Source organism: Flagellimonas taeanensis (assembly GCF_003584105.1).
Taxonomy (GTDB): Bacteria; Bacteroidota; Bacteroidia; order Flavobacteriales; family Flavobacteriaceae; genus Flagellimonas; species Flagellimonas taeanensis.
The window spans coordinates 196032-212285 of record NZ_QXFO01000028.1 but is presented as its reverse complement, the minus strand read 5'-3'; the positions used below and the strand labels follow the sequence as shown (position 1 = coordinate 212285).

The following is a 16254-nucleotide window of genomic DNA, read 5'->3' as shown; positions in this document are numbered from 1 at the left end:
ACAAAGAAACGGAAAGAACTCGAATGGGTCAATCTTTTTTGCCTTTATAGGTTTGAAATGTCCCATCCTCAAAAAGCAGGACAATGGTGTGTGGGGGATTGTGAGCGACTTCCTTAATTGGTGATGGAGCATCAGCCGATTGAGCCGCTACCTTTTCTTCAGGCTCAGCAGTTTTGTGGCTTTCCGCTATTGTAGATGTACTTTCTGGAAAACCACCTTCACCCTTTAACAACCAATACAGGTTTACCTCAGGGTAGGCGTTCACCAGTTTCATCACAAAATCCAAACTAGGCTTGTTCCTGCCGCTGAGCAAATGTGAAATGCTGGAACGCTGCACCCCGATCTCATCGGCAAAAGCAGAAACCGACAAACCGTAGTGGGCAATGACGGTTTGAATCCGGGAAATTATCTCTTCATCCACAAATGTAAATTTACTTGTTTCAAATGTACAAATCAGATTTTAAAAATCTGTAGAAACTTTTAATTACCTTATCTATAATCAAAACAAATACATTAAATAAATAATACTATGTTACTGATAATAAAATAAATACATTATTACAATTTAAAATGCGTTACAAATGTAATATATCGGCCAATCCATTGAATTCTAGTTACTACATATGTAAACATTTAAATTCCAAGTGAGTTACAATTGTAAAATAATACATAGCTATTTTTGTGGTCAAATAGAAAGTGAAGTGATCGATCATTCCGCATACAAAGAACCCTCCATAACAGGAAGGTATATCACCCAAGAGATGTTGGAGAAAACCTGTTTTTCTAAATTGCCCGTTCCTCTTATAGCATTTGGAAATTCTGTGGACGGGAAAACTCTTTATGCATTTAAAATTGGAAGTGGGCACAGAAAGGTTTTGATGTGGTCCCAAATGCACGGTAACGAGTCCACGACCACAAAGGCGGTCTGGGACATGGTCAATTACCTGCAATCGGATGATTCTCTCGCAGAACACATATTGGAGAACTGTACACTTATGATCGTTCCCATGCTCAATCCAGATGGTGCCAAGGCATATACCCGAGCGAATAAGAACGGGGTTGACCTTAATAGGGACGCAAAGATGCTCACCCAGCCAGAAAGCAAAGCCCTACGACAGCTCTTTGAAGAATTCCAACCTCATTATTGTTTCAACCTTCACGACCAACGAACACTTTTCAGTGCAGGCGCCACGGACAAGCCTGCCACAGTATCCTTTTTGTCCCCTGCAAGCAATGAAGAGCGGGATGTGACTCCCACCCGTGAGACTGCCATGAAGATCATTGTGGCCATGGACACCTTGCTCCAAAGGCTCATTCCGGGGCAGGTGGGAAGATACGATGACGGGTTTAATGACAATTGCGTGGGCGACGCCTTTCAGATGACGGGCACACCCACCATTCTGTTCGAGGCCGGGCATTTTCCAGGGGACTATGAGAGGGAAAAAACCCGGGAATACATTTTCTTGGCCCTCGTTGAAGCTTTGCGAACCATTGCCCTGGACAAGATAGCTGATTTCAGTTCCGAGGATTATTTCAAGATTCCCGAGAACGATAAACTTTTTTTTGATGTTTTGGTGAAAAATCCAAGCACCCTAAACCCGGAATTGGACGAACAAGTGGTCGGAATTCGGTATAAGGAAGTGCTGGAAGGGGAAAAAATCATTTTTGAACCTGAAATCGTTGAAACGGGACCTCTTGAAGGGTTTTACGGACACAAAAACCTAGAATGTGTTGATTCCAAGGATTTTGCTTCAGGGATTTCGGACAGAATGATTGTTAATTTACTGCTTCAAACCAAGAAATAAGCAACTATTCACTGAGCATTCTTGCATTTTATTTAAAAAAGAACCATTTTTATTACGCAAATTTTCTTATTTCACTAATTTTGCTGAAAATTTCAAGATAATGAATAAAGTTAAGCTAGACGAAGTTGACCACCAGATATTGGACATGTTGATAGACAACACCCGTACACCCTTTACCGACATTGCCAAAAAGTTGTTGATTTCGGCGGGTACGGTCCACGTTAGGGTGAAAAAAATGGAAGAAGCTGGAATCATTCGAGGTTCTTCGCTTACCTTGGACTATGTGAAACTGGGCTATTCCTTTATAGCATATGTGGGCATTTTTCTAGAAAAGACCCATCAGACCAAGTTTGTGCTGGAAAGGCTCAACCAGATTCCATACGTTACCGTTGCGCACATCACTACAGGAAAATTCAATATTTTCTGTAAGATCAGGGCCAAGGATACCACCCATGCCAAGAACATCATCTTCAAGATCGATGACATAGACGGTATCAGCAGAACGGAAACCATGATTTCGTTGGAAGAGAGCATCAACGACAAAAAGCGTTTGATGCACACGATCTTCAACGAACTCTAACACACTCCCAACAGTACGATGCTTCTTTCAGAGTTGCCCACTTCTGACTACAATCCTTATTATCATACCTATATCACGGCGTTAGGGGAAGTTTCTCTAATGGATGTATTGGTGAACGGGGAAGAGGAATTTTTGTCCCTTATGGAGCAAATTCCAGAAGACAGGCTTTCCTTTTTCTATGCAGAAGGCAAATGGACCTTGGCAGAGGTTTTGATGCACATCCTGGATGCCGAAAGAATTTTTCAGTACCGGGCGTTGCGCTTTGCGAGAAACGACAAGGCCGACTTGCCGGGTTTTGACCAGGATTTATTTGTGCCCTATTCCAATGCTGGCGTCAGAACAATACCAGATTTGATGGCAGAATACAAGGCTGTTCGGGATTCCACCATTACTCTTTTCAGATCATTTGATGAAGATGTGCTGAAACTCAAAGGTGTTGCCAGTGGCTCTCCCATGAGTGTGGGGGCAATGGGTTTTATTATCTGCGGGCACCAAGCCCACCATCTGCGGATTATAAAGGAGCGATATTTGGTTTAGCTCAATTTAAAAGACCATTGTTGTCTAGGTCATCGGATTCTGAGACCAGATCACGGAAAGATCCTTCTTCGAAATCTGGAACAGGCTCAAGGTCAAAATCCCTGTCCAATTCCTTTTCCATGGTTTCTTCAAAGTTGGCCATGAAATTGGATAGGCTCTTGCTTATTTTCACAAGATAAATAGTGTCATCCGTCCTCACTTCCACAGCTTCCAGGATTTCTCCATTAGGTTTTTTTATGGTCAGGATGTCATCGTCCCCATAGCCATCAGGGTAAGAGTCAATCAAGGTTGCGGCCACTTTGTGGTCCAACTTTTTGTAGTCGATCAATATTCGTTTCATAATGGTCAGTTGTTTTATTCTGACCTAAACTATGATTTTTTGCACACGGGCAACCAAGAGAGTTGCAAACTGAAAAAAACAGTATATGTAAGCCTCATTCCCCGTAGTAGTCGAACGCTTTTTGGAAGAGTTCTTCGGGCACTTTGATATCCGTGATCGCATCACCGATGGATTGGAGGAGCACAAAATTGATATCTCCGTGGGAGTTTTTTTTGTCGTACTTCAAAAGTTTCAAAATGGCATCAATATCATCCTTGCTAAAGTCCACCTTTTCAAAGTATTTCAAAAAAGTTTCCTTGATCTCTTCAAGTGACAATTTTGGCAATCCCTTGAGTTCATGGGATATGTAGCCTTCCAAGATCATGCCGATGGCGATGGCTTCTCCGTGCAGAAGGGTCTTCTTATTAGGGTTTTCAAGGCAATAGGATTCAATGGCATGCCCTAAGGTGTGGCCAAAATTCAAGATCTTGCGCAATCCTTTTTCAGTAGGGTCGATCAATACCACATCGTTTTTGATCGCTATGGATCTTTGAATGTTGGAAGCTTCCAAAAAGTTGTTTTTCTCCTTTAAATCGGCCCAGTAGGCAGCATCCCTGATGAGTCCATGCTTAAGCATTTCCGCATAACCGCTCGTTACCTGTCTTGGTTCCAACGTTTTTAAAAATTCAGGAAACACCAGCACCATTTGGGGTTGGTTGATGACCCCTATTTGGTTCTTCAAGGCCCCTAGATCAACGCCGTTTTTGCCGCCAATGGATGCATCCACCATGGAAAGCAGGGTAGTGGGGATGTTAATAAAATCGATGCCCCTTTTGAATGTGGATGCCACAAACCCCCCAAGATCGGTGAGCACCCCACCGCCAAGGTTGATCAGGAGACTCTTTCGATCTCCATCAAAATTGGACAGGAACTCCCAAACCTGAAGACAGGTGTGGATATGTTTGTTCTCTTCCCCAGGTTCGATTTCAAAAATGGAATCGATGGGCACACTGAACATTTTCTTGAACGCTGGCAAACAATGTTTCTTGGTGTTGGTGTCGACCAGGACAAAGATCTTGGAATAGTTTTTTTTGGCAATATGTTGGTTCAGGGCCGCTTGCGCCAACTCCCCGATATGTACTTCGTAAGTTTGTGATTTGACCGATTCCATAATTTCAATTTCGCCACTAAATAAAGACTATTTTTATAGAAAAGGTTATAGATTCCGTACTTATATTTGGATCTTAAATAGATTACAAATAATGTTGCCGAATTTTGAGAATACCGCAATAGCTTTTGAGCTGAAGACCGACTCCCAATTGGAGCGCGCCTACTTCCTTTTTAAGATGATAGCCAATGAACCCCTGGTGCGCATAGGCACTGCGGTGACCAATTTTGCCATAAAGGCCCATCTGCCTGTTGAAGGCCTGATCCGGGCCACAGTTTTTGACCATTTTTGTGGTGGGGTGAACGAAGAGGACTGCCTTCCTATCATCGATAAAATGTATGAAAAGGGGGTCAGTTCCATCCTCGATTATTCCGCCGAGGGCAAGGAGGTGGACAACCAGTTCGACTTTGCCATGGAAAAGACCTTGGAAGTCCTCGATTTTGTCAAGGAAAAGGACGCCATTCCCTTTGCGGTGTTCAAGCCTACTGGTTTTGGTCGTTTCAAGCTGTTCGAAAAAGTAAGTGCCGGTATTGCATTGAACGACAAAGAAACAGCGGAATGGGGCAGGTTGGTGAACCGGTTTGACAGAGTCTGCAAAAAAGCCCATGATCTGGACGTGTCCCTGCTCATCGATGCAGAAGAAAGTTGGATGCAGGATGCCGCCGATGACCTGGTACTGGAAATGATGCGCAAGTATAACAAGGAGAAGGCCATTGTGTTCAATACCTTTCAAATGTATCGTTGGGACCGATTGGATTACATCCAAAAACTAAGGGACATTGCCGCTTCGGAACAATTCTGCATTGGGGCCAAAGTGGTCAGGGGTGCCTATATGGAAAAAGAGAACGACAGGGCCAAGGAAAAAGAATACCCAACCCCCATCTGCGCCTCCAAAAAAGAGACCGATGAAAACTTTGATACCGCAATCAACTACATGATGGAAAATTTGGACCGGTTTGTACTTTTTGCGGGGACCCACAACGAGCAGAGCTGCCTCAAACTGATTTCAAAAATGCAAGAAAAAAGCATTAAGCCTTCGGATAACAATGTTTGGTTTGGCCAACTGTTCGGGATGAGCGACCATATTACCTACAATTTGGCCGCACTGGGATACAATGCGGTGAAGTATGTGCCATATGGGCCCGTTCGCGATGTAATGCCTTATCTGATACGAAGAGCGGAGGAAAACACCTCGGTCGCCGGGCAAACTTCTAGGGAGTTGGCATTGTTACAAAAAGAACGGAAACGAAGGAAATTGGAGGATTAGTTCAGAAGGGCTGTTTTTTCAACAATCAGTTCTTCCTGACAGTTTCTGACCTGTAGTTCCATATTCTGGTCCGCAATCTTTTTTGAAACATAATAGACTTTACAGGGCTCTGCCTCGGTGTCACTCTTTCCAAAATCCACATTCCCATCGGCCAAAATGGATTTGACCATCAGGGTGTCCCTATATTCTTGTGGAACGGCCTCTCCAAAGGAGATGGGCTTGGAATGCATGTCCTTCAACACCCTACAGTTGGGAAAATAGCAAAAATCCATGCCTTCACCTCCGGATTTTTTCTTCAAGAAGAAAACCAAAAACACAATTCCAATGGAGAGTCCAACCATGTACCATCCCAATCGCCTTAAAAATCCCATGCGTATTTAAAAAATAAGAAAGTTAATATCGTTATAGCTCAGTCCAAACCATTCACCCACCGATTTATTGGTCAGGATACCGTGGTACATGTATAGGCCACTGCGTAGGCCCTTATCGAACCGTAGCGAGTGTTCCAAGCCCCCATCCTCACCGATTTTGAGTAAATAAGGTGTAAAAATATTGCTGATGGATATGGAAGAGGTCCGCGGATAACGGGACGGGATATTGGGCACTCCGTAATGGATGACGCCATATTTTTCAAAAGTGGGTTTGGTGTGCGTGGTCACCTCCGAGGTTTCAAAACAACCGCCCATATCTATGCTCACATCTATGATCACTGCGCCTTTTTTCATATTTTCTACCATGGAAGTGCTCACCACGACGGGAGAGCGGTCCTTGCCCCGTGTGGCGCCAATGGCCACATCGCAGCGTTTCAAGGACTTTATCAGGTTCTTGGGCTGAATGGTAGAGGTATAGACCGTTCGGTTCAGATTGGTCTGCAAATTTCTCAGTTTGCTGATGGAATTGTCGAACACCTTGATGTTGGCACCAAGTCCCAAAGCGGACCGGGCCGCGAATTCCCCAACGGTCCCCGCTCCAATGATCACTACTTCCACGGGCGGTACCCCGCTGATGTTCCCGAACATCAAGCCATTGCCCTTGCCCGTGGCGGCCATCAATTCCGAAGCAATAAGGATGGAGGATATGCCAGCAATCTCGCTCAGGGAGCGCACGGCCGGATAATTGCCGTCATCGTCCCGTATAAATTCAAAGGCGATGGCAGTAAGCCTTTTTCTGGCCAAGACCTCAAAATATTCCTTTCGCTGGGTTTTTATCTGTAATGCGGAAATGACTATGGTCTGTGGGTTCATCAAATCGATTTCCGATAGGGTGGGGGGCTCTACTTTGAGGATGATAGAACACGAAAACACTTTTTTGGTATCCCTTGTGATCTCTGCTCCGGCATTGGTATAGTCGATATCCGAGAAATTGGCACCATCCCCGGCCCCGGATTCCATAAGCACCCGGTGTCCATGCGCTGTGATGGCATTTACGGCATCGGGGGTAAGACAGACCCTTTTCTCTTGGTATTGGTTTTCCCTGGGTATTCCTATAAAAAGTTCACCCTTTTGTTTGAGGATTTCCAAAGTTTCTTCTTGGGGCAGCAATTGCTGTTTGCTAAAAGGGGAAGAAGGCTGGTTCATAAGCAGTAAATCTGTTCAGCATACCATCGGGTATTTAACAAATTTACATTTTTTTTGAAAGGGTCTTTTGCCGTTGTTCGAGTTTCTCCCTTTCCTTTCTCAATTCCTCTTTTTCCTTCAATATCTGGAGTTCGGTGTCCATCGCCTCCAAATCGATGCCGTGCACATGTTTGTCCACCAATTTGACCCTTATAAAATATACAATGGGCACCACTACCATGGTTACGGCAACAACGTATAGGATTTCGTTTTCATCCAACTTGCTATTTTCATAATTCAGCACATTGAAGAATTGAAAGCTGTACATGGCTATGGGTATAAGAATGGCATGGTACCACCAATTTCTTGAAGTTATGAACCAAATAATAAGCAGTAGAAGGGGGACAATCTTATTGAAGTAATAATAAAAAGCATCACTCACATCGTTGAAACCATTGGCCGTAAATTCAATGCCCAAAAAACTCCATGTTTCTTCGAGTGGCAAATACTTATAGAAATAAAACATCAACGGGGTAACTGCTATTAGTAATGACAGAACCCCTTCAATAATAAACTTCTTTCTAACCGTAAATTTATCCTTCATTGATTTCATAACAGAAAAAACGAAGGAATATTGTATAAAAAATAATCCCTTTCATTTTTGAAAGGGACTATTATTTGGTTCTAATAAAAAAGAATACTACAATTTCTTGATATCTTTCCTATCAATACTAACTGTTTGATCACCGTCGAATTTTTTAACATTTGTTGAGACAGCGGTCATCGCCAAAAAGGCAACAGCAAGTAATCCAAAAAAAACTTTTTTAGTGTTCATCGTAAAAGAGTTTTTGGTTAATAAATGAATTCATTCACAGAACAAATGTAGGAAAATATTTCAACCTGACCTACGCTTCATCGATAAAATTGGTTTTTTAACGCAAAAAACATTCCTTTTATCGAATAATGGTTGCCCTGTACAATAATTCGTTTGAAGATAGACGAACGAGTTGTTAAGAAATATTTAACTCGATTGAGCGTGTGTTTTCATCGACAAAGTGCAAGAATACGCCCACAGCGCCTTCAGGAATCAACGACTCTATTTTTTCTGGCCACTCAATGAACACCCAGACCCCTTGCGCAAGGTAGTCCTCGAAGCCCATATCGAGTGCCTCGGTTTCTTCGTTCAATCTATAAAAATCAAAGTGGTGGGCGATGAGCTTATCGTTGGCGTCCCGATATTCGTTGACCAATCCAAAGGTAGGGCTGTTGGCCTCGCCAGCAACACCAAGCTCTTTCACTATGGCCTTGACCAATGTGGTTTTCCCAACGCCCATTTCACCGTAAAAGCAGAGGACGTTTCCGGGAGTGCTCTTAATGATTTCTTTGGCCACTTCCCGAATTTCATTCAATTGAAAAGTTTTCTTCACTATTCCATCATTTTGCTTCCAAAACTACAAAAGGGACGATCATTTCTTCCAAGGAAACCCCACCATGTTGATAGGTATTTCGATAATAGCTTACATAATGGTTGAAGTTGTTGGGATAGGCAAAGAAAAGGTCGTTTTTCGCAAAGATGAAACTGCTGCTCAGGTTAATATTGGGCAGATGTATTTCCTGTGGGCTCTTGGTGGCCAGCACTTCCTTTTCCTCATAAGTAAGGCTTTTTCCTGTTTTGTAGCGCAAGTTCAGGCTGGTTTCCCTATCCCCGATCACTTTTGAGGGTTGTTTCACATTGATGGTCCCGTGGTCAGTGGTCAGGATAAGTTTCATGCCCAATGTCTGTGCCTGTTGTATGATTTCCAACAGGGGGGAGTTCTTGAACCAACTCAAGGTCAGGGAACGGTAGGCCTTATCATTGGAGGCAAGCTCTTTCACTACCTCCATTTCGGTCTTGGAATGGGACAGCATGTCCACAAAATTATAGACCACCACCGTGAGGTCGTTTTCCTTTTGGGATTTGAAGTTCTGGGCCAGTTGCTTGCCTTGTTTCAAATTATTGATTTTGTGGTATTCCCATTTCAGATCAAGCCCCAAGCGTTTCAACTGGGCTCCTAGGAATTCGGCTTCAAAAAGGTTTTTTCCTCCATCATCCGTGTCGTTTTTCCACCAATTGGGATACTGTTTTTCCATCTCCAAGGGCATGAGACCCGAAAAAAGGGCATTTCGGGCATATTGCGTGGCTGTGGGAAGAATGCTGAAATAGGCACATTCCTGTTTCTTCTTGTAATGTGCGGAAAGTATTTCCTCGAAGGCCATCCATTGGTCATAGCGAAGGTTGTCTATGACCACCATCAAGGTTTTGCCCCCTTTCAGTTCAGGTTGCACCTTGTTTCGGAAAAGAGTGTGCGACATAATAGGAGCATCTCCGTTCTTGAACCAGCTTTTGTAATTTTTGTCCACAAATTTGCCAAACTGGGAATTGGCCTCTACTTTTTGCGATTCCAAAATCTCGAACATCCCGGTATCCTCTATATGCTCCAGTTGCAGCTCCCAATAGATCAATTTCTTGTATAGCTCCACCCATTCCTCATGAGAGTTAACCATGGAAAGGTCCATGGCTATCTTCCGGAATTCCTGTTGGTAATTCGAGGTCGTCTTTTCCGAGATCAAACGGGAGTTGTCCAAGCTTTTCTTCAGGGAGAGCAGAATTTGGTTGGGATTCACCGGCTTGATCAGGTAATCCGCTATCTTGGACCCAATGGCCTCATCCATGATATATTCCTCCTCGCTCTTGGTGATCATGACCACGGGAATGGATACATCATACTTTTTGATCTCGTTCAAGGTTTCCAGACCGGATATGCCCGGCATGTTCTCATCCAGAAAAACAATATCGAAAAATTGTTCCCTGATTTCCTCCAGGGCATCCTGTCCACTTTGGCTGGTGACCACTTCGTAGCCCTTGTCTTCCAAAAAGAGTATATGTGGTTTGAGTAGATCGATCTCATCATCTACCCAAAGAATTGTAATCTTGTTCATATAGTGATTATCTTTGTGGGATAAAAACAAAAATCCTTGGTAAAAACCAATAAGCTTAACGTTTTTAACGATCCAATTTACGGTTTTATTGGAACTCCCAACGAACTAATTTTTAGACTCATTGCCCATCCTTATTTTCAAAGGTTGCGGAGAATATCCCAAATGGGCCTATCCTACTTGGTCTATCCAGGGGCCCACCATACCCGGTTCCATCATGCCTTGGGAAGCATGCACTTGATGACACGGGCAATTCAGGTCCTGAAGATGAAAAACGTTGAGATCACTGAGGAGGAAGAGAACGGACTACTCTGTGCCATACTGCTACATGACATGGGTCACGGGCCATTTTCCCATGCACTGGAAGGGGTAATGGCAAAAGACCTAAGCCATGAAAAACTATCCCTACATTTCATGAAGGTCCTCAATGATGAGTTCGATGGTCAATTGGAAACCGCCATTTCCATCTTTATGGGCGAATATCCCAAACCCTTTATGAACCAGTTGGTTTCGAGCCAATTGGACATGGATCGTTTGGATTACCTCAAAAGGGACAGTTTCTATTCAGGGGTCACCGAAGGCAACATCAATTCCGAGCGTCTCATTTCCATGCTCAATGTGGCCAATGGTAATCTGGTGGTAGAGGAGAAGGGAATTTATGCCGTGGAGAAGTTCCTCATGGCCCGAAGGTTCATGTACTGGCAAGTATATCTCCACAAGACAGGTCTGGCGGCCGAGCAATTGTTGATACGGGTCATGCAACGTGCCAAGATCCTGCTCGCCAAGGGCGAAGAACTATCTGCGAGCCAATCATTGTTGTTTTTCCTAAGACAGGAAGGAGCCATTACCTTCAATACAGAGATTCTTGAAAAATTTGCCCAGTTGGACGACGTGGACATACTGGGCGCTCTAAAATCATGGCAGTCCCATGATGATTTTGTGCTTTCCAAAATGTGCCAGATGCTGCTGAACAGGAAACTATTGCACATCAAGATCAAAAACCGTCCATCGAATGCAGAAAAATTGAACGGAAAATTGGAAAGAATCATCCAAAAACACGATCTTTCACTCGAAGAAGCCTCCAACTTTGTATTTGAAGGAGAAATATCGAACAAGGCCTATAGCGTGGAGCAACAGGCCATTTACATTCTCAAAAAGAGTGGAAGAATAACCGATGTGCTCAAAGAATCCGATCAGCTCAGCTTGAAGGCACTTTCCAAAACAGTTACTAAATATTACAGCTGCTACCCGAAGGAAGCTGTTTGACAAATTTTGTTACTTTTGCACAAATGAAATTTACAGCTACCCAAATTGCCGGAATCCTAGAGGGGGAAGTTGAGGGAAATCCTCAAATCGCTGTCCATAAATTATCCAAGATCGAAGAAGGGGAAAAGGGGTCGTTGACCTTTTTGGCCAACCCAAAGTACACCTCTTACATCTATTCCACAAAGGCATCCATAACCATTGTGAACAAAGACTTCGTTCCAGAACAGACCCTGTCTACCACCTTGATCAAAGTGGAAGATGCCTACAAGTCTTTTTCCAAATTATTGGAATATTACAACCAAGTAAAGAAGAACAACAAAGTTGGGATAGAAAATCCTGCCTTTGTGTCTGAAAGCGCGGTTTATGGTGAAGGTTTTTACCTGGGTGCTTTCTCCTATTTGGGTGACAATGTGAAGATCGGGGACAATGTAAAGATATATCCTAATGTATATATAGGTGACAATGTGACCATAGGCAACAACGTCGTGGTCTTTGCCGGGGCGAAGATCTATTCGGAATCCTTGATCGGGAACAATTGTGTCATCCACAGTGGAGTGATCATCGGGGCCGATGGATTTGGGTTCACCCCAAATGCCGATGGGGAGTATAGCAAGGTTCCCCAGACCGGTAACGTGATCCTGGAGGACAATGTCGATGTAGGCGCAGGAACCACGATTGACAGGGCTACATTGGGCTCCACCATATTAAGGAGAGGAGTGAAGCTTGACAACCAGATACAGATAGCCCATAATGTTGAAATAGGGGAACACACTGCCATTGCCGCTCAAACAGGTATAGCGGGTTCCACAAAAATTGGAAGGAATTGTCTCATTGGAGGGCAAGTAGGCATTGTAGGTCACATCACCATAGGTGATAGGGTGAAGATACAGGCCCAATCGGGAATAGGAAGAAACGTGAAGAATGATGAAGTACTCCAAGGGTCGCCGGCCCTTAGTTATGGGGACTTCAACAAATCATATGTACATTTTAAGAATTTGCCCAAGCTGGTAAATCAAATCTCCAACATAGAAAAAAAGGTTGAAGGTGAGCAAAACAAGCAATAAACAACGCACCATTGCAAAGAAAGTGACCCTACAGGGCGTAGGCTTGCACACGGGGGAGGATGTGACCATGAGTTTTTTACCCGCAAAGGAAAACCATGGATTTGCATTCAAGAGGATAGATCTGGAAGGCGAACCCATCATTGAGGCCGATGCCAATTATGTAGTGAATACACAACGTGGCACCAATTTGGAAAAAAATGGGGTAAAGATCCATACTTCGGAGCATGTACTCGCAGCTTTGGTGGGATTGGATATAGACAATGTCCTTATCGAACTGGATGCTCCAGAACCGCCGATCATGGACGGTTCTTCAAAATTCTTTGTGAAGGCGCTGGAAGAGGCCGGTATTGTTGAACAGGAAGAAGAGAGGGAAGAATACATTGTAAAAGATGTCATCTCGTACAAGGACGAGAGCACCGGCAGTGAGATCACCGTCATCCCATCCGATGAGTACCAGATAACCACCATGGTCGATTTTGGGACCAAAGTCTTGGGCACCCAGAATGCCACATTGGAAAAAATGAGCGACTTCAAAGAGGAAATAGCCGAGGCTAGGACCTTTAGCTTCCTGCATGAGTTGGAAATGCTGTTGGAGCATGGCCTTATCAAGGGAGGTGACCTCAATAATGCCATCGTATATGTGGACAAGGAAATATCCGAATCCACCATGAAAAAACTGGAAAAGGCTTTTGACAAGAAAAAACTGTCCGTAAAGCCCAATGGCATTTTGGACAACCTTACCCTACATTATCCCAACGAGGCCGCACGCCACAAACTGTTGGATGTGATGGGTGATTTGGCTTTGGTGGGTTCCCGGATAAGAGGAAAGGTCATCGCGAACAAACCTGGCCACTTTGTGAACACCCAGTTTGCAAAGAAACTTTCTAAAATCATCAAGATCGAAAAAAGAAACAAAGTACCCACTTATGATCTGAATCAGACTCCATTGATGGATGTCACCCAGATCATGAACATGCTGCCCCACAGACCACCTTTCTTGTTGGTGGATAAGATATTGGAACTTTCTGACTCCCATGTGGTGGGCGTAAAGAACGTGACCATGAACGAACCTTTCTTCGTGGGACACTTTCCCGGAGCCCCTGTAATGCCTGGTGTCCTTCAAGTGGAGGCCATGGCGCAGACCGGTGGTATCCTTGTGCTGAGCACGGTGCCAGATCCTGAAAACTACTTGACCTTCTTCATGAAGATCGACAATGTAAAGTTCAAGCAGCAGGTGGTTCCCGGAGATACCTTAATATTTAAATGCGATTTGATTTCCCCTATCCGTAGGGGCATCTGTCACATGCAGGCCTATGCCTATGCCAATGGGAGATTGGTATCTGAGGCCGAGCTAATGGCTCAGATCGTTAAAACAAAAAACACAGACTCGTAGATGAACCAACCTTTAGCATATGTTCACCCAGGGGCCAAGATTGCCAAAAATGTGGTCATAGAACCCTTTACCACAATCCATAACAATGTGACCATTGGAGAGGGTACTTGGATCGGTTCCAACGTAACCATCATGGAAGGCGCACGGATTGGTAAAAACTGCAATATTTTTCCGGGTGCCATAATATCGGCCATGCCGCAAGACCTCAAATATCAAGGAGAGGAGACCACGGTACATATTGGCGACAATACCACGATCAGGGAGTGTGCCACCATCAATAAAGGCACCTCGGACCGCATGAAAACCGTGATAGGCAACAACTGTCTTATCATGGCCTATTGTCACGTGGCCCATGACTGCGTAGTAGGTGATGGCTGCATTTTCAGCAACAACTCCACTTTGGCAGGACATGTCACGATCGGTACCAACGTAGTTTTGGCCGGAATGGTAGCCGTACACCAATTTGTATCCATTGGCAACCATGCCTTTGTAACAGGAGGGTCTTTGGTTAGAAAAGATGTGCCACCCTATGTGAAGGCGGCAAGAGAGCCTCTGTCCTATGTGGGGATCAACTCCATTGGTCTGAGAAGAAGAGGTTTTGAAGCGGACAAGATCAGGGAAATCCAAAATATCTACAGGATTCTTTATCAAAAAAACTACAACAATTCACAAGCGGCATCCATTATAGAAGCAGAAATGGAGGCCACCCCAGAGCGTGATGAGATCTTACAATTCATCAAAGACTCGCAAAGGGGCATCATGAAAGGCTATTTCAGTACAAATTAAATATATGGCAAATACTTCTGATATACGAAAAGGGTTGTGCATCCGATACAACCACGATATCTTCAAGATCATCGAGTTTCTTCATGTGAAACCGGGCAAAGGACCAGCCTTTGTGCGTACAAAACTAAAAAGTGTGACCACGGGAAAAGTAATTGACAATACCTTTTCCGCAGGACATAAAATAGAGGATGTAAGGGTAGAGACACGTACCTACCAATACTTATATCCTGAGGGCGATACCTTTCATTTTATGAACACGGAGGACTACAACCAAATCTCTTTGCCAAAGGATTCCCTTGATGCACCTGATTTGCTGAAAGAAGGGGAGGTAGTAACCATTATCTTCAATGCTGAGGATAACAGTCCGCTGTCCGTGGAAATGCCAGCCAGTGTGATTTTGGAAGTGACCCATACCGAGCCAGGTGTGAAGGGCAACACGGCGACCAATGCCACAAAACCTGCTACAGTGGAGACCGGGGCCAGGATCAATGTGCCACTTTTCATCAACGAAGGGGACAAGATCAAGATCGACACCGAGAAGGGTGCTTATCTGGAACGTGCTAAAGAATAGGGAATGAAATTTCCCAGGACCCATTCATTAAAGGAGATTGCCAAGATCATAGGATCCGAATTTATCGGGGACGAAACATTTCCCGTTTTGGGGATGAACGAGATCCACGTGGTGGAAGAAGGCGACATAGTGTTTGTGGACCATCCCAAATATTATGACAAGGCCTTGCAGTCCAGGGCCACCGTAGTGCTCATCAACAAAGAGGTGGAATGCCCCGAAGGCAAGGCACTTTTGGTCTCCGATGATCCATTTAGGGATTTCAACAAATTGACCAAGCACTTCAAACCTTTCGAAAGGGCAAACAGCAACGTTTCGGAAAGTGCGGAAATAGGCGAGGGCACCGTCATCCAACCAGGGGCCTTTATTGGCAACCATGTGAAGATTGGCAAGAATTGCGTCATCCATCCCAATGTCACCATTTATGATGGCTGCGTAATCGGGGACAACGTGACCATTCATGCAAATACTGTTATGGGAGCTGATGCCTTCTACTATAAAAATAGACCTGAGGGGTTTGACAAATTATTATCCGGTGGAACCGTTATTATTGAAAGCAACGTGGATATTGGGGCTTCTTGTACCATAGACAGGGGGGTGACCGCAGCAACGACCATCAAGGAAGGGTCTAAACTGGATAACCAAATCCAGGTAGGCCACGACACCGTCATCGGAAAAAAATGCCTCATTGCATCTCATGTGGGTATTGCAGGATGTGTGGTAATCGAGGACGAGGTCACCCTTTGGGGACAGGTTGGGATCACCAGCGGTGTTACCATTGGAAAAAAAGCCGTCATCTTAGCCCAGACCGGAGTGGCAAAATCATTGGAAGGAGGGAAGACCTATTTTGGAAGTCCTGCCGAGGAAGCACGCGAAAAGCTCAAGCAAATGGCCTCTGTGAAAATGATTCCAGAAATCCTTCAAAAACTCAAAAAGAATTAAAAAATCGATAGATTAAAACCATAGCAA

At 44.2% G+C, this 16254-nt stretch carries 18 protein-coding genes; 10 read left to right on the top strand and 8 right to left on the bottom strand.

The features are described 5' to 3' along the window. Positions 1 to 28 precede the first annotated feature (28 nt). Positions 29 to 421 (bottom strand): helix-turn-helix transcriptional regulator, encoded by a 393-nt coding sequence (locus D2V93_RS18385; protein WP_119620483.1) that lies wholly within the window; start codon positions 419 to 421, stop codon positions 29 to 31. Positions 422 to 701: 280 nt separating this feature from the next. Between D2V93_RS18385 and D2V93_RS18380 the strand changes: the two genes are divergently transcribed. From D2V93_RS18380 to D2V93_RS18370, 3 genes are all read left to right on the top strand, one after another. Then, a complete protein-coding gene (locus D2V93_RS18380; protein WP_119620482.1) occupies positions 702 to 1805 on the top strand; it encodes a M14 family metallopeptidase in 1104 nt (367 codons plus the stop codon). A 100-nt stretch (positions 1806 to 1905) separates the two neighbouring features. Beyond that, positions 1906 to 2385 carry an Lrp/AsnC family transcriptional regulator gene (locus tag D2V93_RS18375; protein ID WP_072881995.1) on the top strand — a complete coding sequence of 160 codons (480 nt, stop codon included), beginning with the start codon at positions 1906 to 1908 and terminating at the stop codon, positions 2383 to 2385. Between the two features lie 18 nt (positions 2386 to 2403). Continuing rightward, the gene (locus D2V93_RS18370; protein ID WP_119620480.1) at positions 2404 to 2922 is read left to right on the top strand and encodes a DinB family protein; all 519 of its coding nucleotides are present in this window, start codon (positions 2404 to 2406) and stop codon (positions 2920 to 2922) included. Between the two features lies 1 nt (position 2923). On the opposite strand, the gene D2V93_RS18365 is transcribed toward D2V93_RS18370, so the two are convergent. Both D2V93_RS18365 and aroB read right to left on the bottom strand, forming a co-directional pair. Then, positions 2924 to 3262: a hypothetical protein gene (locus D2V93_RS18365; protein WP_119620479.1), complete on the bottom strand. Its 339-nt coding sequence runs from the start codon at positions 3260 to 3262 to the stop codon at positions 2924 to 2926. A gap of 94 nt (positions 3263 to 3356) precedes the next feature. Next, on the bottom strand, positions 3357 to 4412 hold the full coding sequence (gene aroB / locus D2V93_RS18360) for a 3-dehydroquinate synthase (protein ID WP_119620477.1): 1056 nt from the start codon (positions 4410 to 4412) through the stop codon (positions 3357 to 3359). A 91-nt stretch (positions 4413 to 4503) separates the two neighbouring features. Here aroB and D2V93_RS18355 point away from each other — a divergent pair, with 91 nt between their 5' ends. Then, positions 4504 to 5676, top strand: a complete 1173-nt coding sequence (locus D2V93_RS18355) for a proline dehydrogenase family protein (RefSeq protein ID WP_119620475.1) — start codon at positions 4504 to 4506, stop codon at positions 5674 to 5676. Here D2V93_RS18355 and D2V93_RS18350 read toward each other — a convergent pair. The 5 genes from D2V93_RS18350 to porX form a co-directional block, all read right to left on the bottom strand. Further along, the gene (locus D2V93_RS18350) at positions 5673 to 6047 is read right to left on the bottom strand and encodes a DUF4258 domain-containing protein (RefSeq protein ID WP_119620474.1); all 375 of its coding nucleotides are present in this window, start codon (positions 6045 to 6047) and stop codon (positions 5673 to 5675) included. The two genes, D2V93_RS18355 and D2V93_RS18350, sit on opposite strands and share 4 nt — an antisense overlap. A 6-nt stretch (positions 6048 to 6053) precedes the next feature. Next, on the bottom strand, positions 6054 to 7253 hold the full coding sequence (locus D2V93_RS18345; RefSeq protein WP_072881972.1) for an alanine dehydrogenase: 1200 nt from the start codon (positions 7251 to 7253) through the stop codon (positions 6054 to 6056). A gap of 43 nt (positions 7254 to 7296) precedes the next feature. Beyond that, complete coding sequence (locus D2V93_RS18340; protein WP_245750702.1) at positions 7297 to 7758, bottom strand: hypothetical protein; 462 nt, start codon at positions 7756 to 7758, stop codon at positions 7297 to 7299. A 484-nt stretch (positions 7759 to 8242) separates the two neighbouring features. After that, positions 8243 to 8659 carry a tRNA (adenosine(37)-N6)-threonylcarbamoyltransferase complex ATPase subunit type 1 TsaE gene (gene tsaE / locus D2V93_RS18335; RefSeq protein WP_119620473.1) on the bottom strand — a complete coding sequence of 139 codons (417 nt, stop codon included), beginning with the start codon at positions 8657 to 8659 and terminating at the stop codon, positions 8243 to 8245. A 7-nt stretch (positions 8660 to 8666) separates the two neighbouring features. Next, the gene (porX, locus tag D2V93_RS18330) at positions 8667 to 10211 is read right to left on the bottom strand and encodes a T9SS response regulator signal transducer PorX (protein WP_072881967.1); all 1545 of its coding nucleotides are present in this window, start codon (positions 10209 to 10211) and stop codon (positions 8667 to 8669) included. Between the two features lie 36 nt (positions 10212 to 10247). On the opposite strand from porX, the gene D2V93_RS18325 reads away from it, so the two are divergent. Genes D2V93_RS18325 through D2V93_RS18300 form a run of 6 tightly spaced genes read left to right on the top strand, consistent with a single transcriptional unit; the run spans position 10248 to position 16227 of the window. Further along, the gene (locus D2V93_RS18325) at positions 10248 to 11474 is read left to right on the top strand and encodes an HD domain-containing protein (RefSeq protein WP_119620472.1); all 1227 of its coding nucleotides are present in this window, start codon (positions 10248 to 10250) and stop codon (positions 11472 to 11474) included. Positions 11475 to 11497: 23 nt separating this feature from the next. Further along, complete coding sequence (lpxD, locus tag D2V93_RS18320) at positions 11498 to 12538, top strand: UDP-3-O-(3-hydroxymyristoyl)glucosamine N-acyltransferase (protein WP_072881964.1); 1041 nt, start codon at positions 11498 to 11500, stop codon at positions 12536 to 12538. After that, positions 12519 to 13931 carry a bifunctional UDP-3-O-[3-hydroxymyristoyl] N-acetylglucosamine deacetylase/3-hydroxyacyl-ACP dehydratase gene (locus tag D2V93_RS18315; RefSeq protein WP_072882073.1) on the top strand — a complete coding sequence of 471 codons (1413 nt, stop codon included), beginning with the start codon at positions 12519 to 12521 and terminating at the stop codon, positions 13929 to 13931. Before lpxD ends, D2V93_RS18315 begins: the two co-directional genes overlap by 20 nt. Further along, the gene (gene lpxA / locus D2V93_RS18310) at positions 13932 to 14717 is read left to right on the top strand and encodes an acyl-ACP--UDP-N-acetylglucosamine O-acyltransferase (protein WP_108425573.1); all 786 of its coding nucleotides are present in this window, start codon (positions 13932 to 13934) and stop codon (positions 14715 to 14717) included. It abuts the gene before it with no gap. A 4-nt stretch (positions 14718 to 14721) separates the two neighbouring features. After that, complete coding sequence (efp, locus tag D2V93_RS18305; protein ID WP_072881962.1) at positions 14722 to 15288, top strand: elongation factor P; 567 nt, start codon at positions 14722 to 14724, stop codon at positions 15286 to 15288. Between the two features lie 3 nt (positions 15289 to 15291). Continuing rightward, entirely contained in the window at positions 15292 to 16227 is a 936-nt protein-coding gene (locus tag D2V93_RS18300) for a UDP-3-O-(3-hydroxymyristoyl)glucosamine N-acyltransferase (protein ID WP_119620470.1), read from the top strand. The last annotated feature ends 27 nt before the right edge of the window (positions 16228 to 16254 follow it).